The organism is Streptomyces sp. NPDC020362 (assembly GCF_040642095.1).
Lineage (GTDB): Bacteria > Actinomycetota > Actinomycetes > Streptomycetales > Streptomycetaceae > Streptomyces.
Map to the genome: position 1 here is coordinate 1 of NZ_JBFAET010000031.1, position 21270 is coordinate 21270.

Sequence of the window (21270 nt, forward strand, 5' to 3'; positions counted from 1 at the left end):
GGCCGTTTCCCGTCCGCGCGGGTGGTCCTTGTTCCTGTGCCGCTCGGCCCACCGGGACAGGTGGGTGGGCGCTCTGCGGATCAGGCCTCTGACCTGGTACTGCACTGTCGGGGTGGCGGGATTTGAACCCACGACCTCTTCGTCCCGAACGCGATTGCGCCCCTGGTGACCTTGATTCAGGGCAGCCGACCTGCTCGTTCGGCTCCGGCACTGTCCATTACAGTCCGGGACTGTTTCGGTGGAGTCGCCGCGTTTGGCCCCCTGTTTGGCCCCCATCTTGGGTGGCTGACTGCTGTATCTGCGCTGGTCAGATGAGAGGTTAGAGAGACTGGGGAGGTGGCCGAGGCCTGGTTCGGTCGGGTCCCGGCCGGTTGTGCGTCAGGCGCTGCTGTCGCCAGGCTCGGAAGGACCGGGCTGGGCTGCGCCGTAGGCCGGGATGTCCGCGACGGCGCCGGGTGCTGGGATCACGTCGACGGCCACCGTCGTGCTCCAGCCGTCCGGGTCGACGTTGCCTGCTCCTTCCGACCAGCGGAAGGCTGATGAGTGTGTGACGCTTCCTGTGGCGCTCAGGAACGCTGGCTCTACGCGGATCTCGCGGCTGCCATCCCGGAACATCGCGTCGACTAGGACCCAGGCGATCAGTGGACTGACCTTGGGCTCTTCGTGGACGGTCTCTTTCGTCTTGCGGTTGTACTGCTTTACCTGAGTGCCGACGAACCATCCTTCGGGCGCGGGGATCAGGGAAAGGATCTTGCCGCCGAAGCGCACTCCGCTTACGTGGTCCTCGACCGCATCGTGGTTACTGGTCATTCGGTCTCCTTCGATGGGACACGCTCTCTACGGCTCAACCAGGAGCTGGGCCGTTAACCTCTGCGGCTGGGCCTGATTCGGTCGAGCCCAACAGTCGTGCTGTTAGACCGCGATGAACAGCTGCGGAAGATCCTTCAGCTGTCGCCACGAGGTGTTGTAGGCGAAAGCTGGGAGGTCGGCGGCGATGGTCTCCGACGTAGCTTCGGGGCCGGCCACGTGCCGTACTCGGTGCCAGAGGTTCTCGTCCTCGTCGCGCCGGAAGTAGTGGTTGTGGAACACGGTGAGGAAGTCGGACCGGACCGGCCCGTGGAACTGCACGCCATGATGCGTGAAGCGCGTGAAGCCCACTCCGCCCTCTCGCCCAGCCTTGACCACCTGAATGCGATCGGCTCCCCCAGCGCTGCTGGCTCGGGGGTCCCTGTGATCGAGCCCTTCGGCTATGAGGGCCTCGACGTACAGGCCGGCGGTCGGGTGCTTGTACGCGGCAACTGACGGTGCGTAAACGGTGGCGCGGCGCAGCTCGTCGCCCTTCTGCCAGACGACGTGGATGTGCTCCTTCTCGTCGGCGCACTTGTCTGGGTGGTAGTTGACGCGCCCCCAGGGTTCGCCGGCCAAGCCAGCGTCGAGGGGCTTGATGATGGCTTCGTCCTCGAGCTGCCGGAAGACAGCGAGGGTGACCTGCTTTTTGCCGATGGTCAGGGCCTGTACCTGGATGGTTGCGGTGGTGATCGTCGCGTTCTGCGGTGTGAGCTGCTTGCCTGTCACTGCATCCCCCCGTTAGTGCGGGCGCCTTCGAGTCGGTGCTGGTGGTATTCGCCGTCGGCATCGTCGGTGAATGCGTTGGTGGCGTTGTGCGTGAGCTGCTTGAGGAAGTCGCTGATGTCGTCCCACAGGTCGATCCATCCGTCGCTCGCCGGGTAGCCGGCGTGAAGCATGGCCTCGACCTTGCGTCCGCATTCGCCTTTGTGGGCGACGTACAAGGGGGACTGGCTGTGGGTCCGACTGCGGCCGTCTCCGATGGTTGTGGCCCAGGTGACGATGCCTGCGCCGACGACCTGTTGGCGGCATGCGTCGCAGATGAAGGCCGGGCAGTTCATGGCTTCCGGGGGCCCGGATCGGGCGACGTATTCGATCACGCTCTCTCCTGGTCGTCTCGGGTGGGTCTGTGCTGTGACCGTACGACCGACGGGGCTTGTCCGTCCGGGAGTTGGATTAGTGCGACACGAGGGAACCGCCGCTCGCCGAGCCGAGCGATGCACGTCGCCCCCGACGCGGTCGAAGTGCGCCCGACACGCGCGTTGGCGAGGTGCCGTCACCTGCTGACCGGCACTTCATCAAGTTCCAAGAATCGGCCCTCATTTGAGGTACGATTCTTGGAACCGACCCTCGACGGAGGCCGCATGGAACCCGTTTGCCACATAGGCGTGCAGGCTGTGGAACGTCTGCGGACGCTTGCCCTCACCCCCAGCGACCTGTACGAGCCGCTGAAGGGTGCAGCCGCAGAGGCACGCTTGAGCACGCAACTGGACGCGCCCGGCATGGCCGGGTTCACCTTCTGGTCCCGCGCGAACCGGTTCTTCCGGGAGCGGCTACAACGTCAGGGCTGGACCTACAGCAACGCCCAGAACATCCTCAGAACCTTCCATCCCTCCGGCCTGATGGCGATCACCGCCATCAGCGGGGCGGGAAAGGTGATGGATGAAAATGCCAGCTGGTCCGGTGAAGTGCGGGCGAAGAATCCAAAGGGTTCGGCGATTCGCCAGCTCGTTCAGCGGAATTTTGAACAGCTACCGCTGTTTGAAATTCCCACCTGGTTCCTGCTCTACAAGTCCACCGAGAGCGGTTTGCTATTCGAACTGTCCCTGCCGGTTGACATGCACGACGACTATGTCGATACCTGGCGCGAGCGGATTATCCTGACGGATAACCCGCTAACTGGGCCGAAGTACGACATTAAGAAGCTCGATGAAGCCCCCGTAGAGAAAGCGGTGGTCGTGCCCGTGCAGTTCAAGGGGGTCATGTAGACTAGAGACTCCACGAGTCAGGAGAAGAAGAGATTATGCTGACTTCCTCACGGTTGGTACTTGCTCGAAAAAGGCGTCGCATGACGCTTGCCAGCCTCGCCAGGGAATCAGGAATCTCGGTGCGCAGCCTCACTGCTTACGAAAATGGGCACAAAAATCCGACAGCGGAGACTTTGCAAACACTGGCCCAAGCACTGGAGCTACCAGTGGCCTTCTTCGCTGCGCCCGACGTGGAGGAAATCGAAGTAGACGCCGTTAGCTTCCGCGCCCTGTCCAAGATCAGTGCATTGGACCGGGATGCCGCTCGCGGCGCCGGCCGGATCGTGGTCGACATCAATCGGTGGGTTGAAGAGCGGTTTGACCTGCCGGTGCCTGACGTTCCCACTCTCCCGCATCTAGCGCCCGAGCAGGCCGCTGAACGGGTGCGCGCACTGTGGGGACTGGGCGAAGCCCCCATCCCCAACATGGTGCACCTTCTGGAGGCGCACGGTGTCCGCGTTTTCTCGTTGGCTGCTGATTGCAGTGCCGTGGATGCATTCTCTTTCCGCTGGAACAGGACTAAGTCATTCATTGTCTTGAACCTTGAAAAGAGTGGCGAACGCGGAAGGTTCGATGCAGCGCACGAACTCGGGCACCTCGTCCTACATTCCGAGCATAGGATTCCACACGGGCCCGAAGCGGAACAGGAAGCGCAAAAGTTCGCCTCCGCCTTCCTGATGCCACAAGCGGGGATTCTGGCTCAAATGCTTCACCAAGCCGACTCCACTAGAATCCTTAGCGCAAAATTGAAGTGGAAGGTGGCAGCGGTAGCTCTCGCTTACAGGTTGCGAGACTTGGACCTAATTTCAGAATGGAGCTATAGAAACGCGATCAAGCATCTATCGCAGATGGGCTACAGGTCCGGAGAGCCAAACGGAATTCCGCGAGAAACTTCTCAGTTGCTGAGCAAGGTTTTCACGACGCTCAGGGCCAATCATATCTCGTCATCTGCTATGGCCCATGACTTGAGCCTCACACTAGATGAACTCAACTTGCACGTCTTTGGCCTGGTTCCGCTGGCCTTGGACGGCGGTCGACAGGAAATCGGTGGCAGGCGGCCAGATCTTCGCCTAATCACGTCGTAGATCAGGTATTCGTCTGGTCGGGCGCTGGAAAAGGGCCCTTGAGTGGCGGTGCGGACTGTGAGCGCTCACTGAGGCAAGAACCCAGGCTTCTCTTGGCCGAGCGCATGCAGTCGTGCGAGGTACTCCTGCGCTGCGGGTTCTGCGGCATACCGGTGCTTCATCTCGGCAGCGAGTTCGCGGCTGGTCATGATGAGCGACGGAACCGACTGGCGGTCCCCTTCGAGGGCCCGCTCACCCATGATGAGTGCCTGCTCCAAGTCGCCCTCACGCGCCGCCGTGACTCCGAGCGTGACGCGCGCTTCCGCATTGCGCATCGGTGAACGCTCGGTGCCGTCGAAGTCAGTTCCCGCCCTCAGCACCTCTTCGGCGAGCGTGCGCGCAAGCTTGTCTTCGCCGACCAGGCGGTAGCAGTCCATCGCGTAGAAGTCGAACTTGGCTGGGTCCACCACGAAGTGGTTGTCCAGGTTCTCGGGGTACGGCATCCGTTCGAGCAACCGCCGCCCCTTGTCCAAGGCCACCTCGACCTGCCGGCGGTCCCCGATCCGCGCCCATGCCTTGGCCTCCTGGGCTGCGAGCTGCACGGCCACGCCGTGGTGCGCCGCCGTCTCGGCTCCGGCCCGCGCTGCCGCGATGACGCCGCGGTAGTCGCCGGTCGTGAGGGCGAACCATGCCCGCATCTCGTGCGCCCATCCGGCGACCTCCGCATGGTCAGCCTCAGTCGCGAGCGAGAGCGCGGCCTGTCGTGTTGACTCGGCCGCGTGGCGGGCGCCCGTGTCGTACTCGACACAGCCGACCAGGAGCGCGAGCCAACCGGACAGCGCGAGAACCTCGCGGTGCTGCGCGAGCGTGAGGCTCTTCGTGTGGAGTTCGACGACGCGGCGCAGCCACTGCCGTCCCTCGACGAGAAGCTGCTCGCTCGGCATGAACGGGTACTCCGAGGCGAGCCGGTCTGTCGTGATCCGCAGGGCATCGAGCGTGGCGTTGTCGACGTCGGACCGGTTGAGGCGGCTCACGATCTCCAGCGTCTCCATGCCGGACGCTGCCAGGATCTCCCTGTCTCCGTCCCGCCGTGCGGGCGCGGGGAACAGCGCGCGCGTCACAGTGCCAAAGAGGGCCGCGATGATCGGTTGGTAGAAGTCGTTCGGCATCTGCCCCGACTCCCAGCGTTTCCACTGGCGGATCATGCTCTCTTCCGCCGGCAGCTCCGTGGGAGCGTGCGCTCGCAGAGCCCTGACTGCGTCTCGCTGCGACCAGTCGCGCGCCATCCGCTCAGCCGCGATGCGTCGCGCCCATGCGGGCCTGTCGTCGGTCATGCGCCCTCCTCCGAGTGCCTGCTCCGAGTCTCGCGCGTGAGGCGGGGGGACAGGGAAGGTGACAGGCGGGTGTCACCGGACATGTCCCCAGCTCCGTTCTGCCGTCCCCTGGCTGTCACTTACCTCTCAACTCCAGTTCCCAGCATGCTGATTGCAGATCACGCACCACCCGGCACGGAGCGGCCTTCGAGCGCTTCGAGCCTGCCGCGCAGTTCCGAGACCTGGGAGGTGAGATGTTCGAGTTGGCGGAGGACTTCGGGGAGGTCGATAACCGCTTCCGCCCCGCTGGAGTCCGTGGCTTGCTGCGGATCGCGGGCGTAGCTGCCGCGCGACGTGGTCATGATGAGCCCATCCTCGCGGAGGATGGCAAGGGCTCGCTGCACCGTCATTCCGGAGATCTTGAAGCGCGTAGCCAGATCTCGCACGGAGCCTACGTGGGCGCCCGCCTTGATGTCGCCGCGCAGGATCTCTTGCCGCAGGATGTCGGCCGCCTGCTCGGACTCCGGTCTCGGGTCGTCTTTCGAGATTTCAGCGCTCATCACGCCATCGAGCGTACCCACCCCTAGTACGACCTAGCACGAATCTCCGTGGACCTCTTGCGCGATGGTACGTGCTAGTACATGCTGTTACGCATCAGCACGTCGAGCCCGGAAGGGCTTCGCCGGCTGTGTCTGCAAGTGCTTGACCTGCAAGGCCGCATCACCCAACGGGGGCCGTGTCCATGGACGCGACCCCAAGGGGCCCGGGACAGAGCGGGCCGAGGGCGCACCCGACCCTGGTCAATCGGGAGGGCTTAGACCGAAAGGTCACGTCTCCATACGCCTACAACGGGATCACGCCGCGCTACCTGATACGGGTGCGGCACTCCTGAAGGAGACACATTCGCAGCCCCGGTACCCCGCCGCGAGGGCGCGGGATCGAATCCCGCCCGGGGCACTCCGGCCGTTCTTGATGCGGTCGCGTCGCATCTTCATGGTGCGGCTCCCTCTCCAACGACCCTCGAAGGGGATCCCATGCATCGCATCACGAACCCCAAGCACCCGAACGTGAACCAGGTCGGCACGGACGTCCAGTACGAGGGCGAGCCGCACCGGATCACGGACGTCGGCGGCAACTACTTCACGCTCGTCCGTCTCCGTGACGGGCACGGCAAGAACGTCAAGATCCGCGAGATCAACGGCGGCTACTAGCCCGGAGCACTCCCGCAGACCATCTCCCTTCTTGGAGGCCTTCATGGCTGCTGTCGAGATCGTCTCGTTCGGTTACCTGCACGATGCGCCGCCCGCGGCGCACCTCACGATCGACCTGCGTCACCACTTCCGGGACCCGCACGTATCGCCTGAGCTGCGGTACATGACCGCCGAGGACGCCCCGGTACGCGCCGCCGTGCTCGGCACACCCGGCATCACCGCCCTGGTCGGGGCTACCGCTACCGCCGTTGCCGCGTTCGCTTCCGGTCCGAGTGCCGGAGGCGTGACCGTCGCCGACGGATGCGCGGGCGGCCGGCACCGAGCCCCAACGTTCGCTCTCGCGCTGGCCGAGCGGCTGCGCGCGGACGGCCACCAGGTCACGGTCACCCACCGGGACATGAGCCGCCCCGTGGTCCAGCGCTGACCCCCAGCCCTTGAGCCCTGCACTCCAGCCCCGGCCCTGCCGCCCTGCGGCGGGGGCCGTGACGACGCCGGATCGAATCCGGCCCGGGGCGCTCCGGCCACCACCGGCCGGCTGACCCAAGGAGCAGAACATGGCCAGGAAGAACACGATCACCGTCACCGGCGACCACAGCGGCGACGTCGCTGGAGTGGTCATCTCGGGTAACACCGGCCCGGTCGCCCTGAACGGCGACATCCACGACGGCGACAGCGGCCAGGACCGCCAGGACACCGGCCGCCGGACCTTCTCCGGCACCGGCATGACCGTCATCGAGGGCGACAACCACGGCACCATCTCCCGCTCCTTCTGACCACCCACCCCCATAACGGCGTGCACCCCCGGAGTTGCAGCTCCGGGGGTGCTGTTTGGGCCGTTCCACCTGTGAGAGGAACCACGACCCAATGAAGGACATCGTCACTGTTCAGGACGCTGTTACCGCGTTCGCCGACTTCATGGAGCCGACGAACGCGGAACTGGACGCGATCGAGCAGGAGATGCCGCTGATCCTGGCGGAAGTCGACCTGCTCGACGCACAGATCATCACGCTGGACCGCACGCCGACCGAGCTGGACACCCGCCGGACGCGCCGCACGCTGGCCCGGGTGCTCACCGAGCGGACGTTGGTGGCCAACCGCACCAGCACGGCGAGCCTGCCTGGGGGTGCGGCATGACCACCACGACTGGGCAGAGCCTTGAGGCTGCGCACGCTGAGGTGAAGGCGGAGATCGCGCGGACCGACGGCAAGACCAGTCTGCTGCTGGCGTTCGTCGGCGCGGTACTCGCCGGGGCCTGGACCGTCGGCCACTCCGCCGGCCCGCTCACTGGTCCCGTCCGGATGTCCGCGGGCGGGGGCATGGGGCTGCTGTTGGTGGCGGCCGGGCTGCTGCTGTGGTCGGTCCGCCCGCACCTGGGCGGCGGGCGTGGCTTCCCGCTGTGGGCCACCGTGCACCCCGAGGAGATCACCGACACCCTGTCGCAGGATCTCGCCGAGGATGTCGTCGGCCTGTCGCGGATCGCGGTGGCCAAGTTCACCTGCCTGCGCCGCGCGGTCGACCTCACGTTGGCCGGCGGCGCCCTGCTCGTCCTCGCCGCTCTGCTTGCTGTCGGGGGTGCGCTGTGAACGGCCTGCTGAGCACGGTGTCGGCCGCGGGGCCGTTAGCCGCCGGGTGGAGTGTCCACGGGCTGTGGATGCGTCGCCGGTTGTCGGCCGCACGGCGGGACCCCTTGTCCGGGCTGTGGACTCGGGCCCCGTTCGAGCGGCGCGCGGTCCGGTTGCTGGCCCGCCGCCCGCACGTGGCGGTGGTCCTGGTCGACCTGGACGGCTTCAAGTCGCTGAATGACACGTTCGGGCACGCCGCGGGTGACGCGGCGATCCGCTGCACCGCCGCGGGTCTCACCGAGGCGCTCACCGGGCATCCCGGGGCGGTCGTGGCCCGGCTCGGCGGTGACGAGTTCGCCGCCGCCGTGGCCCTGTCCGATCCGGCCGCACTGCCGTGGCTGGTGAGCGGACTGCACGGGGCGATCACCGCCCCGTTCCGCCATGACGGCCGGGACTTCACCGTCGGCGCCTCTCTCGGTGTGACCCTGTCCAGCGACCTTGCCCCGGACAGTCGCCGAATGGGCCCGGACGGGCTTTCCCTGCTGCTGCGGCTGGCGGATGAAGCCATGTATGCGGCCAAGCGGAGCGGGGGCGGCTGGCACTACCCCTGTGCCGCCGAGCCGCGGTGCACGACGACCGCCGGGCGCCGCACCGGACGCCCGGGCACCCACACCCCGCACCGCGAGGAGGCGGCATGAAAGGCAAGACCGTGCTGCCCGCCGTTGCGATGACGGCGGTCTCGATGGTCCTCACGCTGGCCGTGGTCGTGATGTGGCTGGGCACGGCCGTGCCGTGGCTGGTCGCGCTGGTCGTCGGTCTCGGGATCGACGGCGGATGGCTGGCCACCCTCGCCTACGAACGCCGCCTGGCCGCGCAGGGCGACCACAGCCGTGTCGTGACCGGGGTCGGCTGGTGCTTCGGCTTGCTGGCGGCCGGCGTTCTGGTGGCGCACGCGCTCACCGCCGACAACTCTGCTGGCGCATGGCTGGCCGTTGCCTGGCTCCCGATCGCGGCGAAGGCGCTGTGGCTGGTGCACGGGCTGTGGGAGCGGACCGCGCTTACCCCTGGGGCGCTGGATGCCATCCGGGGGATCCAGCAGGAGGCCCGGGACGAGGCGGCCGTGGCCCGTGCCCGGCTGCGGGCCGAAGCCTGCAGCGAGGAGACCCGGCTGACCGCCGTGACGGGTGCCGGGGCACGCGTCGCACGCGTCCAGGCCAAGACAGCAAAGACCCTCTCGCGGGCATGGTCGATGCTGGAGACGGCCCGGGCCGGTGAGGAGACTGGCAGGGCGCTGACCAGCGTGACGACCCGCGTCACGCCCGGTGTCACACCCCGCTGGGAACTCCCGGTGTGGGGCCCCACCGAGCCCACTTCGGCGCTCTCCCTGGAGGCAGGGCCCGCGCTCACCGACGCTGCCCTTGATGCGCTGGTGGACGAGATCCGGCACACCGAGGATCCCGCCCTGTCCTACCGCGAGATGTCCACCCGCTTCCGCGCGGCCGGCCACTCCGCATCCGAGATGCGCCTGCGGGCCGCGTGGAAGCGAGTCGTCTGATGGGGACGCTGCCGACGTTCCGGTGGCGCCTGGCTCCCGACGGCTATGCCACCTACCGCCAACTCCGGGCACAGGGTCTGCGCCCGGGTGGCCAGGGCGTGGCTGCGCAGCTCGAACGCCCGCGCCGCCGCCGGCCTCCGCTCATCGCCTACCTGTACCGCGTCGACCGGGCCAAGCCCGTGCGGCCCATGACGCCGGCGAAGTGGGCGGCGCTGGACAGGGCGAACGCCGCCCGCCGCCGCTGCCCGCAGTGCGAGCGGGACGCCGGATACGTCATCCCCGCCGCGCACGGCATGTGCATGCCGTGCGTCTACCCCGAAGGGACCACGGATGGAATCGCTGCCTGACGTGCCCCGGGTCGTACAGCTCCCGGATGGCACCTACGCCTACACCGACCACCTGCCCGCCCCGCCGCAGCACTACAGCGGCCCGCAGGTCATCCACCAGCACGTGCACCAGGCACCGCCGGACCGCACCGTGCAGCGCCTCGCGCTCGGCTCCGGGGTCGGTGCCGGCGCGGTGGCGGCCGGCGTCTACTTCGGCCCGCTGCTGGTCGGCGTACTCACCGCCATCGCCGCCAACCTCGCCCTGCTCGCCCTGATCGCCACCGTCTGCACGTGGGGTGTGGTCACCGTCGTCCGCTCGGTGGGCGGCGAAGACGGCAAGCGCGCCGCGAGCAGCGTGCGCCGCGCCCGCGGCCGTCGCTGACAGCTGCCTGTGGCCCCCGGACCGTGTGCCCGGGGGCTGTGGGGAGCCGGACAGCCCGGCCCGGATCGGAGAACAAGTCGTGAGCAGCAACGAGCCCCGCTTCACCGCCGGCGAGAAGGTCCGGATCGCCATGTTGGTCGCCCGGATGGCCAAGCGTGGCCTTGCCGACGACCGCCAGTTCGGCGGCCGGGTCGACCAGAGCGACCTTCAGCGCAGGGTCGCCCGGATCGAGGAGCAGGCCCGTCGGCGCGCCGAGCGCGCCAACAAGGGCAAGTAGCTACGCCCCGGGGGCGGCCGTCCCGGCCAAGGAAACAGGACCGCCCCCGGGCCACCCACCACCCCTCTTTCGAGCAGCAGGAGTACTCAGCATGACGGACAGCATGGCGGGCCCGCACCTGCGGCCCGTACCCGACCCCGCCCGCGACGACGACGCCCCGGCGACGCCCGTCGCGGTGGACAACCCGGCCCTGCCGGACCCGAAAGTCCGCGTGGAGAAGCGCAAGCCGGTCCTCGCCGGATGGCTGACCAACCGGCGTGACTTCCTCGCCACCGCCCGCCACACGGGCGCGAACCTCGGATACGCCGCGCTGTATCACGGGGTGCGGGTGCCGGTGTATGCCGGACGCCTCGCCCTCATGTCGCCCCGCGGCGCCTGCCGCTTCATCGCCAAGACGAACCGGTGGGTGTGGGACCGCGAGGCGGCACCGTTGCGCGAGTTCGCGGTACGCACGGAGGACGTCGAGGAGTACATGCGCCTGGCCCGGCTCCGCGCCGGCCGCATCCGCCTGCGCGGCCTCGTCACGCTGGTCGCGGCGGTGTTCGGGCTCGGGTTCGCCCTGTACCTGTACGTCCTCGCCCCCGAATTCCTCTACACGTTCGCGGCCGGCGGGGTAATGCTGCTCGGCCTGGGCGGTCAGCAGCCGGACGCCCCCGTGGTCGGCCCGGCGGTGCTGAAGACCGAGGTGCAGAAGCTCACCGGCTCCATCGTCCTGCGCGGACTCGACTCCATCGGGAACGCGAAGATCACGGCCGCGATCAAGAAGGGCGGTGACATGAACGGGCTGCGGTTCGTCTCGGAGATCGTCCGTGACGGGCCCGGCTACCGCGCTGATCTCGACCTTCCCTACGGCGTCACGCCGGAGGACATCATGGAGGCCCGCAAGCCCCTGGCCTCCGGTCTGCGGCGCAAGACCGGCTGTGTGTGGCCGTCCCCCGACTCCGAGCAGCACGAGGGACGACTGGTGCTGTGGGTGGGGGACAAGCCGATGAACGAGACCACCAAGCCCGCCTGGCCGTTGGCCAAGTCCGGCACGGTGGACCTGTTCCGCCCGGTGGTGTTCGGCAACGACCAGCGCATGCGCGACGTGGCCGTGACGCTCATGTTCGCGTCCGTCGTCGTCGGCTCCATCCCCCGCATGGGCAAGACCTTCCTCATGCGGCTGTTCCTGCTGATCGCCGCCCTCGACCCGCGTGCCGAGGTCCACGCGTTCGACTTCAAGGGCACCGGCGACTTCGGCGCCCTGGAACCGGTCTGCCACCGCTACCGCGCCGGCGAGGAAGACGAGGACATTGCCTACGTCCTCGAATCGCTGCGGGAGCTGAAGGAGGAACTGCGCCGGCGGGCGAAGGTCATCAAGTCCCTGCCCCGCACGCGGTGCCCCGAGTCGAAGGTCACCCCCGAACTCGCCGGCGACAAGCGTCTTGGGCTGCATCCGATCGTGGTCGGCTTCGATGAGTGTCAGGTGCCGTTCGAGCACGAGGAGCACGGCAAGGAGATCGAAGCGATCTGCACCGACCTGGTCAAGCGCGGCCCCGCCCTGGGGATCGTGGCCATGTTCGGCACCCAGCGCCCCGACGCCAAGTCCCTGCCCACCGGCATCAGCGCGAATGCCGTCCTGCGGTTCTGCCTGAAGGTCATGGGCCAGCCCGCCAACGACATGGTGCTCGGTACGTCGATGTACAAGTCGGGGTACCGGGCCACCATGTTCTCCCGCTCCGACCGGGGGATCTGCTGGATGGCCGGTGAGGGCGACGATCCCCGCATCGTCGCTTCCGCGTTCGTGGACGCGGTCGCCGCCGAACGCATCGTCGCCCGCGCCCGCCAGGCGCGCGAGGAGTACGGCAACGTCACCGGCCACGCCATCGGCAAGGGCCCGGAGAACACCGCAACCGGTTCCGACATCCTCGCCGATGTCCTCGACGCCATCGCCGACGACGAGAAGGCCGTGTGGTGCGAGCGCATCGCCGCCCGCCTCGCCGTCGCCCGCCCCGACACCTACGCCGGGTGGCAGGGCGAGAACGTCACCGCTGCCCTTAAGCCCTGGGGCATCAAGCCGGGGCAGGTCTGGGGCACCACCGACGACGGCGAGGGCGCCAACCGGCGCGGCATCAAGCGCGCCGACATCACCGCCGCGATTACACGCCGTAACGCCGATCGGGCCGCCGCCTAGCCCGAGTAGCGGTGCTAGACCTAGCAGCCGCCGCCGCTAGGTCTAGCACCCCCACTAGCACCCCGCACGGCCGCTGATCAGCGAACTAGCGTCTAGCGGCCCACCTGCGGAAACACCCCGAAACCGCCCCTGGAAGGGATGTGAGCCCTCGTGGCTCTCGCTAGCCTCGCCGTCCTGCTAACACTTGCTGGTTACGCACTGTTATGTGCGATCCGGCCGTTCGCCCCGTGCCGGAAGTGCTCCGGCACCGGCATCCGCCAGGCTCACCGCACCTTCAAGCTGTGCCGCCGCTGCCGCGGGCAGCGCTACCGGCTCCGCATCGGCCGCCGACTCCTCAACACCGGACGCGACATCCACCACGCCGGAACCCGACCCCACCACCACCGTCACGACCCCGACAGGAGGTCCATCCCATGGCAGTGACCGTCTCCCTCGTCGCTCTCTTCGGACTCGTCCTCTTCTTCCTGCTGCGCTCCCACAGCCTCACCCCCGGCGCCGCGTTCATCGCCGTCATGTTCGGGTTCTTCCTCGCCTCCACCGGCGCGGCCGGCCCCATCAACACTCTCGCCGCCGCAGTCGTCCACGCCATCCCCAACCCGTAATGAGGCCGAGCGTGTTCGAGATCCGGATCATCTGTAACCCAGCCGACACCGAGCACGTCATGAGCGCGCTCGACGCCGCGTTCAGCACTGGCACCATGCGTCACTACCCGGCCCGCGGTGGTCGGCACCGCTTCTACGTCACGGCCGACCACCGCCCCGCCTTCCAGCCTTTCCCGGCCCCGGACGCGGCGTACGCGCTCGCGCCCACCATCATCAGCGAAATCGGCTGGACCGCCCGCACCTTGGCCACGGCCGAGTGCTTCACCGAGCTGAACCGGGACTTCTACCTGCGCAAAGCCGCGCTGCTGGACCGCATCGCCCTGCTGGACGAGCGCGACCTGTTCAGCGACGGCGACGCCCGGGAAACCGCGCTCGCGGCGGCACTGGTGCTGCTCGAAAGCGACCGGCCGCACATCGCGCCGCACCTCTCTGAGCAGGCCGAGAAGGACCCTCAGGGCTACGTCCGCCAGCAGTACGCCTTGCAGGCCAAGTGCGTCTGTGACGCCTTCGGCGAGGGCTGCTGCCTGCTTCACCCGGACCCCGACCAGTAGCTACGCCAAGGGCGGCCCCTCACGTCAATGAACAGGGCCGCCCTGACAAACCAGCACCCCATCAAGGAACTGGAGACATCCAGCATGACGCATGACGCCCGAACCGCGCTGCTGAAAGCGGCCTTAACCGCTACCGAGCGCGGCTGGCACGTCTTTCCGCTGCGGCCTGGCAGCAAGCCGCCCGCGCTGCACGGAGAGAAGACCTGCACCCTTACCGGGATATGCGCGAGCGGCCACGTGAAGTGGGAGCAGCGCGCCACCACCGACCCCGACCGCATCCGCGCCGCATGGTCCCGGGCCCCGTTCAACGTCGGCATCGCCACTGGCCCCTCAGGGCTGATCGTGATCGACCTGGACGTGCCCAAGGGCAAGGACAGTTCGGACGCGCCTAGCGGCGCGGCAATCTTTGCGGCGCTCTGCGAGCGCGCCGGGCACACCGTCCCCACCACCTACCGGGTGCGGACTGCGAGCGGTGGAGAGCACCTGTACTTCACCGCCCCTCCCGGCCTGAAGCTGGGCAACACGGCTGGCACCGTTGCCGATTCGGTCGACACCCGCGCATGGGGCGGCTACGTCGTCACCGCCGGCAGCATCACTCCCGCCGGACGGTACGAGGTGCTGTGCGACCCTGAGACGGCCGTGCTGCCCTCATGGCTCCAAACCATCCTGCAACCCACCCCCACACGCCCCACGGATCCCCTGAAACTGCCTGCGGTGGACGGGAGACGCGCCGCCCTGGCCGCGCTGGAAGCCGAATGCGCCGTCGTGGCCGCAGCACCGGAGGGCCAGCGCAACCTCACCTTGAACCGGTGCGCCTTCAAGGTGGGGCGGTTCGTCGCGTGGGGCGACCTCCCCCGGCACGTGGCAGAGGAGGCCTTCCAAGGGATCGGCGAAAGGGCGGGGCTCACCGCTGCCGAGTGCCGCACCACGATCCGCAGCGCCCTGGACAGCTCCATTCGCAAGGCCCGACCTCGGGAGGCGGCATGACCATCCCCGCCACCCCTCCCTTGGAAGGCCAACCCCCGGCAGTCACCGGCCCGCACGTCGCCGAACCCTCCGCTCCTCGGGTGGCCTTGGGCGAGCCGAAGGGCGTCGCCCGTAAGGGCGTCCGAACTGTTCTTCGCTCCGACCCGCAGGCCGGGGACGGCCGCTACCCGGTGGCGTGGCTGCACAACAGCGCACCACGCGGCGCCGTCCCTACGGTCACGTCCAAGTGCCTGTGCGGATGGGATCGAAGCGCCATCGGTCATGCCCGCGTGACTGCGCTGATCGAAGCGCACACCGCCCACCGTGACACCTGCCCGCTCCGCAACCCCCAGGAAGGAAGGGCCGCCGCATGACCCCCACCGTTGACGGGGCCGCGCTGCTCGACGAGGTGGAAGCCTTTCACCGGCGCTTCAACGTCTTCCCCACCGAAGCCGCCTACGTCGCTGTGACGTTGTGGGATGCGCACGCCCACCTGCTCGACTGCTTCGAGTCCACTCCGCGCCTCGCGTTCCTGTCCCCGGAGCCAGGGTCGGGGAAGTCCCGGGCACTGGAGATCGTGGAAACCCTCGTACCGCACCCGATGGCTGCAGTCGACGCATCCGCCGCCGCCCTCTTCCGGGCGGTATCCGGGGTCGACGGCAAGCGGCCCACGATCCTGTTCGACGAGATCGACACTGTCTTTGGCCCCAAGGCCGGAGAGAACGAGCAGCTGCGCGGGTTCATCAACGCCGGGCACCGCCGCGGCAAGGTCATGTACCGGTGCGTCGGGGACGGAGCAAACCAGACCGTGCAGGCCTTCCCGTCTTACACCGCCGTAGCGGTCGCCGGTCTCGGCTCGCTGCCAGACACGATCCTGACCCGTTCGGTCATCATCCGTATGCGCCGGCGGGCCCGGAATGAGAAGGCTGAGCCGTATCGCTCGCGCATCCACGAGAAGGAAGGGTTCGCCCTGCGCGACCGCCTCGCCAAGTGGGCCGAAGCGTCCCGCGGGTTTGTCATGGGGGCGTGGCCGGAGATGCCCGAGGGCGTCACTGACCGCCCGGCGGACGTGTGGGAGCCGCTGCTTGCCGTCGCGGACGCGGTCGGGGGCGATTGGCCTAGGCGTGCTCGTGAAGCCTGCACCGAGCTGGTCAAGGCCTCGCAGGTCAACGACAAGGGCAGCATCGGTATCCGGCTGCTGACCGACCTGCGTGACCAAGTGATGGTGGGCGTCGACCGGCTTCCCACCATCGCCGTTCTTGACCGGCTCAATGCGCTCGATGACGCCCCGTGGGCCGACCTCGACGGCAAGGCGCTCGACAACCGGCGCCTGTCCAAGATGCTCAGCCAGTACGTCACCGCGGACGGAACTCCTGTCGCCTCTCGGAACATCCGTACGGCCGGAGGGGTCCTCAAGGGCTATTACAGCGAGGACCTGGAAGACGCGTGGGCCCGCTACTGCCCGCCGCCCACCCCGTAGGTCCGCTACTGCCGCTACATCCGCTACACCCCAGGTCAGGGGCGTAAAACCTGTAGCGGCAACCACCTGCCGTAGCGGCTACGGCCACACCCCCGCGTGGCGCCGTAGCCGCTACATCTCGTGCGTCCGCTACACAAACACCCTCGTTGACCTGCGATGTAGCGGCGTAGCGGATGTAGCGGACCTCTGAGAAGGCCCCAAGACACCCCCGCCCTAGGAGGCACTCAGAAATGAGCGTCACGCTCGCCGCTCCCGCCGAGCGGCTCCTGTACCGGCCGGAAGAAGCCGCGGCGGCTCTGGGTATCGGCCGCTCGTTGGTCTACGAAGAGATCCGTCTCGGACGACTCCAGACCGTCCGCATCGGTCGGCGCCGACTCGTGCCGCCCGAGTACGTCGCGCAGTACGTCGAACTCCTCAAGCGTGAGGCCGAGGCCACTGCCTGAACGTCCCATCACCCCAGTTCCACAGGGCCGCGCCCTTCACGGCGCGGCCCTGTCCTATGGAGGCACAACAGAAAATGAGCGAGATCCCGAAGCGAGCCCAAAGGGCCGGCCACGGTGCGGACACGATCTATTGGGACACCGCCAAGAAGAGCTATGTCGGAGCCGTCTCCCTGGGATACGCCCCGAACGGCAAGCGCCGTCGACCGAAGGTGTACGGCAAGACGAAGACCGAAGTCCGTCAGAAGATCCGGGACTTGAAGAAGGAGATGCAGACTGGCGTCAAGGCGCCGGTCAACTACACCGTGGCCGACGCGGTGAACGACTGGTTGGAACGCGGGCTGAAGGGGCGCGATGAGAAGGGCACCATCGGCAAGAACCGCTCGATGGCGGCCAAGCATCTGATCCCGTTCATCGGCAAGGCCAAGCTGAAGGAACTCAGCGCGGACAATGTCGACGACTGGTTGGACGACAGGGCCGCATTCCTCGCGACGCGAAGCCTGCGTGACCTGCTTGCCATCCTGCGCCGCTCCATCGCGCACGCTCAGCGTAGGGACAAGGCCGCGCGGAACGTCGCCCTACTCGTCACCGCACCGGAGGGGCGCCCTGGTCGACCGAGCAAGGCGCTGAACCTTGAGCAGGCGAAAGCCGTGCTCACCGCCGCGCGCCCGTCCCGTCTGTACGCCTACCTCGTGGTCTCGCTCCTGAGCGGTGTCCGCACGGAAGAGGCGCGGCCTCTCACCTGGGATCACGTCTTCCTGGAGCCGGAAGACAGCATCCCGCCTCACGTCGCGGTGTGGCGTTCGGTGCGCAAGCACGGTGAGACCAAGACCAGGAAGAGCCGCCGGACCATTGCTCTGCCGAAGCAGGTGGTCGACGTCCTCGAAGAGCACCTGCGATGGCAGAAGCAGGAGCGGGCATCGCGAGGGATGGAGTGGAGCCCGACCGGCCGGGTCTTCACGACCCGGAGCGGCGAGCCGCTCGATGCGGCCAACGTCCGGCGCGACTTCAAGGCCATCGTGAAAAAGGCCGGGCTGGAGCCGGAGTGGACGCCTCGGGAGCTTCGGCACAGTTTCGTGTCGCTGCTCTCCGATCACGGCATCCCGCTGGAGCGGATCGCGCTCCTGGTCGGCCACAGCAGCCAAGCCACCACAGAAGCGGTCTACCGGAAGCAGCTCCGGCCCGTGATCACGGAGGGGGCCGAAGCGATGGACGACATCTTCGCCGAAGATCAGGAAGGGGAGGAGACGGAGGACTCGGAAGAGGGAGACGCGGTGGCCTGATCAACTTTGTTTGGCCCCCTGTTTGGCCCCCGCGTACGTCAGAGGCCGCATACGAAATTTCGTATGCGGCCTCTGACCAGCGTCGGGGTGGCGGGATTTGAACCCACGACCTCTTCGTCCCGAACGAAGCGCGCTGCCAAGCTGCGCTACACCCCGATGTCGCTGCTTGTCGCGGCGACGACGTTTACTTTAGCCCACTGGTGGCTGGAGACGAAATCCGGTTTAGACGCGGCGGCGGACCGGGGTCGGGCGGGTGTGGTCCAGGGCGATCAGGAGGACCGCCAGACCGTACATCGCGAGGCCCACGAGGAGGGCGTTCGCCAGGGTGCTGCGGTAGCCGTGGGCGTCGACGTCGAGGAAGGGGTACAGGTAGTGGGCGGGGGAGGACGGGGCGAGGAAAGCGGCTCGGGTGAGGTAGAAGGCCAGATAGGCCAGGGGGTAGAGGAGCCAGGTCGTGGCCTGGCGCAGGTGCAGGCGGGCGGCGGGGGTGAGCAGGAGCCAGTCTGCGACGGTCGCCGCCGGGACCAGTGTGTGGAGGATCTGCAGGGCCACCCACTGGGCGTGCCAGCGCGCGGGGGGTGCGGTCGCGTCCGTCATCAGGAACGGGGGCGTCGTGTGGGCCAGGAGCAGGTGGTAGACCAGCGCGCTGCTCACGACGTAGAGGAGTGTGGCCCCTGTCACGGCCGAGGGCAGTGGGCGGCGGGCTCGCCAGGCTCTGGACGCCGACAGGAGCATGACCACGGCCAGCAGGATGCTGGTCTGGATGCTGAAGTAGCTCAGGGTGCGGGCGGGGGTGCCCAGTAGGAGTTCCAGGGCGACTCCTGCGATCGCCGCGAGGGCGGTCAGGAGGCGGAACAGCGCCGCCGCAGGGCGGCGGACCGGGGCCACCACGGCCGTGGCCGGCACGGGAGAGGGCAGCACGAGGGGCGGGCTCGGGATCGCCGGCAGGTCCGGGATGTCCCTGGGTATCGGGGCGGTCATGCCCTCAAGCTAGGCAAAAGGGGTGAAGGGGGCCATGTGGAGTACTCCGGGCGGGTGGTGGCGGTTCGAACCCGCGAGCGGAGGCAGGACCGTAGGCTCCCGCATTTTCGGCCCCCGGACCGCTCCCGGACCTTCGGCCCCCGGACCGTAGGCTCTCGTATCCTCGGCTTCCCGGACCTCCGCCGTCAGGAGCTTGGGTTTCCGGGCCTTCGGCTACCGGACCTCCGGCGTCAGGAGCTTCGGTGTCCGGGCCTTCGGTTTCCGGTCTCCGAGCCCCTTGGTGACCGGTCTCGTCGCCCTGCTCTATCGGCGACCGGTCTCCCCGCCCCCTCGGTCGCCGGTCTCCCCGCTCCGGGGCCTCGCCGGTCTACTCCCGCCCCACCAGCGTCAGCAGCGTCGCCTCCGGTGGGCAGGCGAAGCGGACGGGGGTGTAGCGGTTGGTGCCGCAGCCTGCGGAGACGTGGAGGTAGGACGTACGCCCCTCTGCCGTGTGGGTGGACAGGCCCTTGACGCGGTCCGCGTCCAGGTCGCAGTTGGTGACCAGGGCGCCGTAGAAGGGGATGCACAACTGGCCGCCGTGGGTGTGGCCGGCCAGGACCAGGGGGTAGTCGTCCGCCGTGAAGGAGTCGAGGACGCGCAGGTACGGGGCGTGGACCACGCCCATCGAGAAGTCGTACGTGCCGGAGGGGCCGCCGGCCACCCGGGCGTAGCGGTCGCGCTTGATGTGGGGGTCGTCCAGGCCGGTCAGCTCGATCGACATGCCCTCGATCTTCAGGACGCCCCGCGTGTTCGTCAGGTTCTGCCAGCCCGCAGCGTCGAAACCGTCCCTGAGGTCCTCCCAGGGGTTGTGGATCACTCCCACGGCGGGCGGATTGCCGTTCAGGCCGTGGCGCCCGCTGGTCTTCTCCAGCAGGTAACGGGCGGGGTTGCGGAGTTTGGGGCCGTAGTAGTCGTTGGAGCCGAAGACGTAGGCGCCCGGGAACTCCATCAGCGGACCGAGGGCGTCCAGGACCTCGGGGACACCCGCGGGGTCCGAGAGGTTGTCACCGGTGTTGATCACGAAGTCGGGGCGCAGGCCCGCCAGCGACTGCAGCCACCGTTGCTTCTTGTGCTGGCCGCCGACCATGTGGATGTCGGAGACCTGCAGGACGCGCAGCGGGCGCATGCCCGACGGGAGGACCGGGACGGTCACCCGTCGCAGGCGGAAGAAGCGGGCCTCGAAGCCCGCCGCGTACGCCAGTCCGGCGGCACCTGCCGCCATGATTCCCAGGGGTACTCCGTATCGCGCGCGCATACGACCATCGTGTCAGACCCTGTCGGCCCCGAGACCGGCCGCCCGGTAAATCAGGGCGCGCCCGCGCCGGCGTACCTGCGACAATCGACCGCATGACCACCACGCTCAAGTCGAAGCTGCAGGACGACCTCAACGCCGCGATCAAGGAGCGCGACGAGCTCCGCTCCTCGACGCTCCGGCTGACGCTCGCCGCGATCACCAAGGAGGAGGTCGCGGGCAAGGAGAAGCGAGAGCTCTCCGACGACGAGGTGCTCAAGGTGATCACCAAGGAGGCGAAGAAGCGCCGCGAGGCCGCGGACGCCTTCGCCCAGGGTGGTCGTGCCGAGTCGGCCGAGCGGGAGAAGGCGGAGGGCGAGCTCCTTGCCGCGTACCTGCCCAAGCAGCTGTCCGATGACGAGCTGAACGCGATCGTCGCGCAGGCCGTCACCGAGGCGAAGGCGGCCGGTGCCGAGGGGCCGCGGGCCATGGGTGCCGTGATGAAGATCGTGAACCCGAAGGTGGCGGGCCAGGCCGAGGGCGGCCGCGTCGCCGCCGCGGTGAAGAAGTTCCTGGCTGGTTGATCCGGAAGAGCAAGAAGGCTCATGAGAGCCGGGAAGTCGGTTCAGCCGCGGGGCGGGCGGCGCGGCTGAGCTGATCCAGTTTCACCGGAGGATCCGCGGGATCGATGTGCCGGCTTCCCCCGGCGGGTCCGCGAGAGCCGGTCCACGGCTCCGCGAGAGCCGGTCCACGGGCTCGCTTCGGCCGACTCATGGGCTCGCTGCCCCGGTCCACGGGCTCGCTTCGGCCGACTCGCGGGCTCGCCGCCCCGGATCACCGGCTCGGACCAGTCGGACCAGCGGCTCGGACCAGCGGTTCGCATCAGCCGTGCTGCCGGCTCGCCCCGGTGTCGCGGGGGCGGGCCGTGGGGACGGAGGTCGGCGGCCCGCCGTGGTCGCTC

Annotated in this window: 27 protein-coding genes and 1 tRNA gene; 20 read left to right on the forward strand and 8 right to left on the reverse strand. The window is 68.3% G+C overall.

The features are described 5' to 3' along the window. Nucleotides 1-378 precede the first annotated feature (378 nt). The 3 genes from AB0H32_RS14840 to AB0H32_RS14850 all read right to left on the reverse strand — a co-directional run bounded on the left by AB0H32_RS14840 (nucleotide 379) and on the right by AB0H32_RS14850 (nucleotide 1946). Nucleotides 379-810, reverse strand: a complete 432-nt coding sequence (locus AB0H32_RS14840; protein WP_361119433.1) for a hypothetical protein — start codon at nucleotides 808-810, stop codon at nucleotides 379-381. A 102-nt stretch (nucleotides 811-912) separates the two neighbouring features. Then, nucleotides 913-1575, reverse strand: coding sequence for a hypothetical protein (locus AB0H32_RS14845; protein ID WP_361119435.1), 663 nt, complete (start codon nucleotides 1573-1575; stop codon nucleotides 913-915). Continuing rightward, nucleotides 1572-1946 carry a hypothetical protein gene (locus tag AB0H32_RS14850; protein WP_361119437.1) on the reverse strand — a complete coding sequence of 125 codons (375 nt, stop codon included), beginning with the start codon at nucleotides 1944-1946 and terminating at the stop codon, nucleotides 1572-1574. Before AB0H32_RS14850 ends, AB0H32_RS14845 begins: the two co-directional genes overlap by 4 nt. A gap of 237 nt (nucleotides 1947-2183) precedes the next feature. Between AB0H32_RS14850 and AB0H32_RS14855 the strand changes: the two genes are divergently transcribed. Both AB0H32_RS14855 and AB0H32_RS14860 read left to right on the forward strand, forming a co-directional pair. Further along, nucleotides 2184-2834, forward strand: coding sequence for a hypothetical protein (locus AB0H32_RS14855; RefSeq protein ID WP_361119439.1), 651 nt, complete (start codon nucleotides 2184-2186; stop codon nucleotides 2832-2834). A 35-nt stretch (nucleotides 2835-2869) separates the two neighbouring features. Further along, nucleotides 2870-3958 (forward strand): XRE family transcriptional regulator, encoded by a 1089-nt coding sequence (locus AB0H32_RS14860; RefSeq protein WP_361119441.1) that lies wholly within the window; start codon nucleotides 2870-2872, stop codon nucleotides 3956-3958. A gap of 65 nt (nucleotides 3959-4023) precedes the next feature. Here the strand turns inward: AB0H32_RS14860 and AB0H32_RS14865 are convergent, their stop codons facing one another. Next, a complete protein-coding gene (locus tag AB0H32_RS14865; RefSeq protein WP_361119443.1) occupies nucleotides 4024-5271 on the reverse strand; it encodes an XRE family transcriptional regulator in 1248 nt (415 codons plus the stop codon). 158 nt (nucleotides 5272-5429) lie between these two features. After that, complete coding sequence (locus tag AB0H32_RS14870) at nucleotides 5430-5810, reverse strand: GntR family transcriptional regulator (protein ID WP_361119445.1); 381 nt, start codon at nucleotides 5808-5810, stop codon at nucleotides 5430-5432. A 474-nt stretch (nucleotides 5811-6284) separates the two neighbouring features. Here AB0H32_RS14870 and AB0H32_RS14875 point away from each other — a divergent pair, with 474 nt between their 5' ends. The 17 genes from AB0H32_RS14875 to AB0H32_RS14955 all read left to right on the forward strand — a co-directional run bounded on the left by AB0H32_RS14875 (nucleotide 6285) and on the right by AB0H32_RS14955 (nucleotide 18058). Next, the gene (locus AB0H32_RS14875; protein ID WP_361119447.1) at nucleotides 6285-6461 is read left to right on the forward strand and encodes a hypothetical protein; all 177 of its coding nucleotides are present in this window, start codon (nucleotides 6285-6287) and stop codon (nucleotides 6459-6461) included. Between the two features lie 43 nt (nucleotides 6462-6504). Continuing rightward, entirely contained in the window at nucleotides 6505-6885 is a 381-nt protein-coding gene (locus tag AB0H32_RS14880) for an RNase adapter RapZ (protein WP_361119449.1), read from the forward strand. A gap of 130 nt (nucleotides 6886-7015) precedes the next feature. After that, a complete protein-coding gene (locus AB0H32_RS14885) occupies nucleotides 7016-7234 on the forward strand; it encodes a hypothetical protein (RefSeq protein ID WP_361119451.1) in 219 nt (72 codons plus the stop codon). Nucleotides 7235-7325: 91 nt separating this feature from the next. Further along, the gene (locus AB0H32_RS14890) at nucleotides 7326-7595 is read left to right on the forward strand and encodes a DUF6284 family protein (protein ID WP_361119453.1); all 270 of its coding nucleotides are present in this window, start codon (nucleotides 7326-7328) and stop codon (nucleotides 7593-7595) included. Further along, complete coding sequence (locus AB0H32_RS14895) at nucleotides 7592-8044, forward strand: Pycsar system effector family protein (RefSeq protein ID WP_361119455.1); 453 nt, start codon at nucleotides 7592-7594, stop codon at nucleotides 8042-8044. The genes AB0H32_RS14890 and AB0H32_RS14895 overlap by 4 nt, the downstream gene beginning before the upstream one ends. A 68-nt stretch (nucleotides 8045-8112) precedes the next feature. After that, nucleotides 8113-8721 (forward strand): GGDEF domain-containing protein, encoded by a 609-nt coding sequence (locus tag AB0H32_RS14900; RefSeq protein ID WP_361119457.1) that lies wholly within the window; start codon nucleotides 8113-8115, stop codon nucleotides 8719-8721. After that, the gene (locus AB0H32_RS14905) at nucleotides 8718-9578 is read left to right on the forward strand and encodes a protein spdB (RefSeq protein ID WP_361119459.1); all 861 of its coding nucleotides are present in this window, start codon (nucleotides 8718-8720) and stop codon (nucleotides 9576-9578) included. The genes AB0H32_RS14900 and AB0H32_RS14905 overlap by 4 nt, the downstream gene beginning before the upstream one ends. After that, on the forward strand, nucleotides 9578-9925 hold the full coding sequence (locus tag AB0H32_RS14910; RefSeq protein WP_361119460.1) for an RRQRL motif-containing zinc-binding protein: 348 nt from the start codon (nucleotides 9578-9580) through the stop codon (nucleotides 9923-9925). Before AB0H32_RS14905 ends, AB0H32_RS14910 begins: the two co-directional genes overlap by 1 nt. Then, nucleotides 9909-10286 (forward strand): DUF6251 family protein, encoded by a 378-nt coding sequence (locus AB0H32_RS14915; RefSeq protein ID WP_361119462.1) that lies wholly within the window; start codon nucleotides 9909-9911, stop codon nucleotides 10284-10286. Before AB0H32_RS14910 ends, AB0H32_RS14915 begins: the two co-directional genes overlap by 17 nt. A gap of 79 nt (nucleotides 10287-10365) precedes the next feature. Then, nucleotides 10366-10563 (forward strand): DUF6257 family protein, encoded by a 198-nt coding sequence (locus AB0H32_RS14920; protein WP_361119464.1) that lies wholly within the window; start codon nucleotides 10366-10368, stop codon nucleotides 10561-10563. Nucleotides 10564-10654: 91 nt separating this feature from the next. After that, nucleotides 10655-12736: a cell division protein FtsK gene (locus AB0H32_RS14925; RefSeq protein WP_361119466.1), complete on the forward strand. Its 2082-nt coding sequence runs from the start codon at nucleotides 10655-10657 to the stop codon at nucleotides 12734-12736. Nucleotides 12737-13149: 413 nt separating this feature from the next. Continuing rightward, nucleotides 13150-13338 (forward strand): hypothetical protein, encoded by a 189-nt coding sequence (locus tag AB0H32_RS14930; RefSeq protein WP_361119468.1) that lies wholly within the window; start codon nucleotides 13150-13152, stop codon nucleotides 13336-13338. Between the two features lie 11 nt (nucleotides 13339-13349). After that, complete coding sequence (locus tag AB0H32_RS14935; RefSeq protein ID WP_361119470.1) at nucleotides 13350-13889, forward strand: hypothetical protein; 540 nt, start codon at nucleotides 13350-13352, stop codon at nucleotides 13887-13889. Between the two features lie 84 nt (nucleotides 13890-13973). After that, nucleotides 13974-14876, forward strand: a complete 903-nt coding sequence (locus tag AB0H32_RS14940) for a bifunctional DNA primase/polymerase (protein WP_361119472.1) — start codon at nucleotides 13974-13976, stop codon at nucleotides 14874-14876. A gap of 349 nt (nucleotides 14877-15225) precedes the next feature. After that, nucleotides 15226-16335 (forward strand): DUF3631 domain-containing protein, encoded by a 1110-nt coding sequence (locus AB0H32_RS14945; RefSeq protein WP_361119474.1) that lies wholly within the window; start codon nucleotides 15226-15228, stop codon nucleotides 16333-16335. A 230-nt stretch (nucleotides 16336-16565) separates the two neighbouring features. Continuing rightward, nucleotides 16566-16778, forward strand: coding sequence for a helix-turn-helix domain-containing protein (locus AB0H32_RS14950; protein WP_361119476.1), 213 nt, complete (start codon nucleotides 16566-16568; stop codon nucleotides 16776-16778). Nucleotides 16779-16852: 74 nt separating this feature from the next. Continuing rightward, nucleotides 16853-18058, forward strand: a complete 1206-nt coding sequence (locus tag AB0H32_RS14955) for a site-specific integrase (RefSeq protein WP_361119478.1) — start codon at nucleotides 16853-16855, stop codon at nucleotides 18056-18058. 82 nt (nucleotides 18059-18140) lie between these two features. Here the strand turns inward: AB0H32_RS14955 and AB0H32_RS14960 are convergent. The 3 genes from AB0H32_RS14960 to AB0H32_RS14970 all read right to left on the reverse strand — a co-directional run bounded on the left by AB0H32_RS14960 (nucleotide 18141) and on the right by AB0H32_RS14970 (nucleotide 20333). Beyond that, nucleotides 18141-18214 (reverse strand) — tRNA-Pro (locus AB0H32_RS14960). A gap of 66 nt (nucleotides 18215-18280) precedes the next feature. Further along, nucleotides 18281-19039, reverse strand: coding sequence for a Pr6Pr family membrane protein (locus AB0H32_RS14965; protein ID WP_361119480.1), 759 nt, complete (start codon nucleotides 19037-19039; stop codon nucleotides 18281-18283). Nucleotides 19040-19406: 367 nt separating this feature from the next. Continuing rightward, entirely contained in the window at nucleotides 19407-20333 is a 927-nt protein-coding gene (locus AB0H32_RS14970) for a metallophosphoesterase (protein WP_361119482.1), read from the reverse strand. Between the two features lie 92 nt (nucleotides 20334-20425). Here AB0H32_RS14970 and AB0H32_RS14975 point away from each other — a divergent pair, with 92 nt between their 5' ends. Next, nucleotides 20426-20893, forward strand: coding sequence for a GatB/YqeY domain-containing protein (locus tag AB0H32_RS14975; protein WP_361119484.1), 468 nt, complete (start codon nucleotides 20426-20428; stop codon nucleotides 20891-20893). The last annotated feature ends 377 nt before the right edge of the window (nucleotides 20894-21270 follow it).

What these genes read in the sequence shown, in the direction of transcription:
- AB0H32_RS14840 (WP_361119433.1), bottom strand. Translation starts at nt 810, where the DNA reads ATGACCAGTAACCACGATGCGGTCGAGGACCACGTAAGCGGAGTGCGC.
- AB0H32_RS14860 (WP_361119441.1), top strand. Translation starts at nt 2,870, where the DNA reads ATGCTGACTTCCTCACGGTTGGTACTTGCTCGAAAAAGGCGTCGCATG.
- AB0H32_RS14865 (WP_361119443.1), bottom strand. Translation starts at nt 5,271, where the DNA reads ATGACCGACGACAGGCCCGCATGGGCGCGACGCATCGCGGCTGAGCGG.
- AB0H32_RS14870 (WP_361119445.1), bottom strand. Translation starts at nt 5,810, where the DNA reads ATGAGCGCTGAAATCTCGAAAGACGACCCGAGACCGGAGTCCGAGCAG.
- AB0H32_RS14875 (WP_361119447.1), top strand. Translation starts at nt 6,285, where the DNA reads ATGCATCGCATCACGAACCCCAAGCACCCGAACGTGAACCAGGTCGGC.
- AB0H32_RS14880 (WP_361119449.1), top strand. Translation starts at nt 6,505, where the DNA reads ATGGCTGCTGTCGAGATCGTCTCGTTCGGTTACCTGCACGATGCGCCG.
- AB0H32_RS14885 (WP_361119451.1), top strand. Translation starts at nt 7,016, where the DNA reads ATGGCCAGGAAGAACACGATCACCGTCACCGGCGACCACAGCGGCGAC.
- AB0H32_RS14890 (WP_361119453.1), top strand. Translation starts at nt 7,326, where the DNA reads ATGAAGGACATCGTCACTGTTCAGGACGCTGTTACCGCGTTCGCCGAC.
- AB0H32_RS14895 (WP_361119455.1), top strand. Translation starts at nt 7,592, where the DNA reads ATGACCACCACGACTGGGCAGAGCCTTGAGGCTGCGCACGCTGAGGTG.
- AB0H32_RS14900 (WP_361119457.1), top strand. Translation starts at nt 8,113, where the DNA reads ATGCGTCGCCGGTTGTCGGCCGCACGGCGGGACCCCTTGTCCGGGCTG.
- AB0H32_RS14905 (WP_361119459.1), top strand. Translation starts at nt 8,718, where the DNA reads ATGAAAGGCAAGACCGTGCTGCCCGCCGTTGCGATGACGGCGGTCTCG.
- AB0H32_RS14910 (WP_361119460.1), top strand. Translation starts at nt 9,578, where the DNA reads ATGGGGACGCTGCCGACGTTCCGGTGGCGCCTGGCTCCCGACGGCTAT.
- AB0H32_RS14915 (WP_361119462.1), top strand. Translation starts at nt 9,909, where the DNA reads ATGGAATCGCTGCCTGACGTGCCCCGGGTCGTACAGCTCCCGGATGGC.
- AB0H32_RS14925 (WP_361119466.1), top strand. Translation starts at nt 10,655, where the DNA reads ATGACGGACAGCATGGCGGGCCCGCACCTGCGGCCCGTACCCGACCCC.
- AB0H32_RS14930 (WP_361119468.1), top strand. Translation starts at nt 13,150, where the DNA reads ATGGCAGTGACCGTCTCCCTCGTCGCTCTCTTCGGACTCGTCCTCTTC.
- AB0H32_RS14940 (WP_361119472.1), top strand. Translation starts at nt 13,974, where the DNA reads ATGACGCATGACGCCCGAACCGCGCTGCTGAAAGCGGCCTTAACCGCT.
- AB0H32_RS14945 (WP_361119474.1), top strand. Translation starts at nt 15,226, where the DNA reads ATGACCCCCACCGTTGACGGGGCCGCGCTGCTCGACGAGGTGGAAGCC.
- AB0H32_RS14950 (WP_361119476.1), top strand. Translation starts at nt 16,566, where the DNA reads ATGAGCGTCACGCTCGCCGCTCCCGCCGAGCGGCTCCTGTACCGGCCG.
- AB0H32_RS14955 (WP_361119478.1), top strand. Translation starts at nt 16,853, where the DNA reads ATGAGCGAGATCCCGAAGCGAGCCCAAAGGGCCGGCCACGGTGCGGAC.
- AB0H32_RS14965 (WP_361119480.1), bottom strand. Translation starts at nt 19,039, where the DNA reads ATGACCGCCCCGATACCCAGGGACATCCCGGACCTGCCGGCGATCCCG.
- AB0H32_RS14970 (WP_361119482.1), bottom strand. Translation starts at nt 20,333, where the DNA reads ATGCGCGCGCGATACGGAGTACCCCTGGGAATCATGGCGGCAGGTGCC.
- AB0H32_RS14975 (WP_361119484.1), top strand. Translation starts at nt 20,426, where the DNA reads ATGACCACCACGCTCAAGTCGAAGCTGCAGGACGACCTCAACGCCGCG.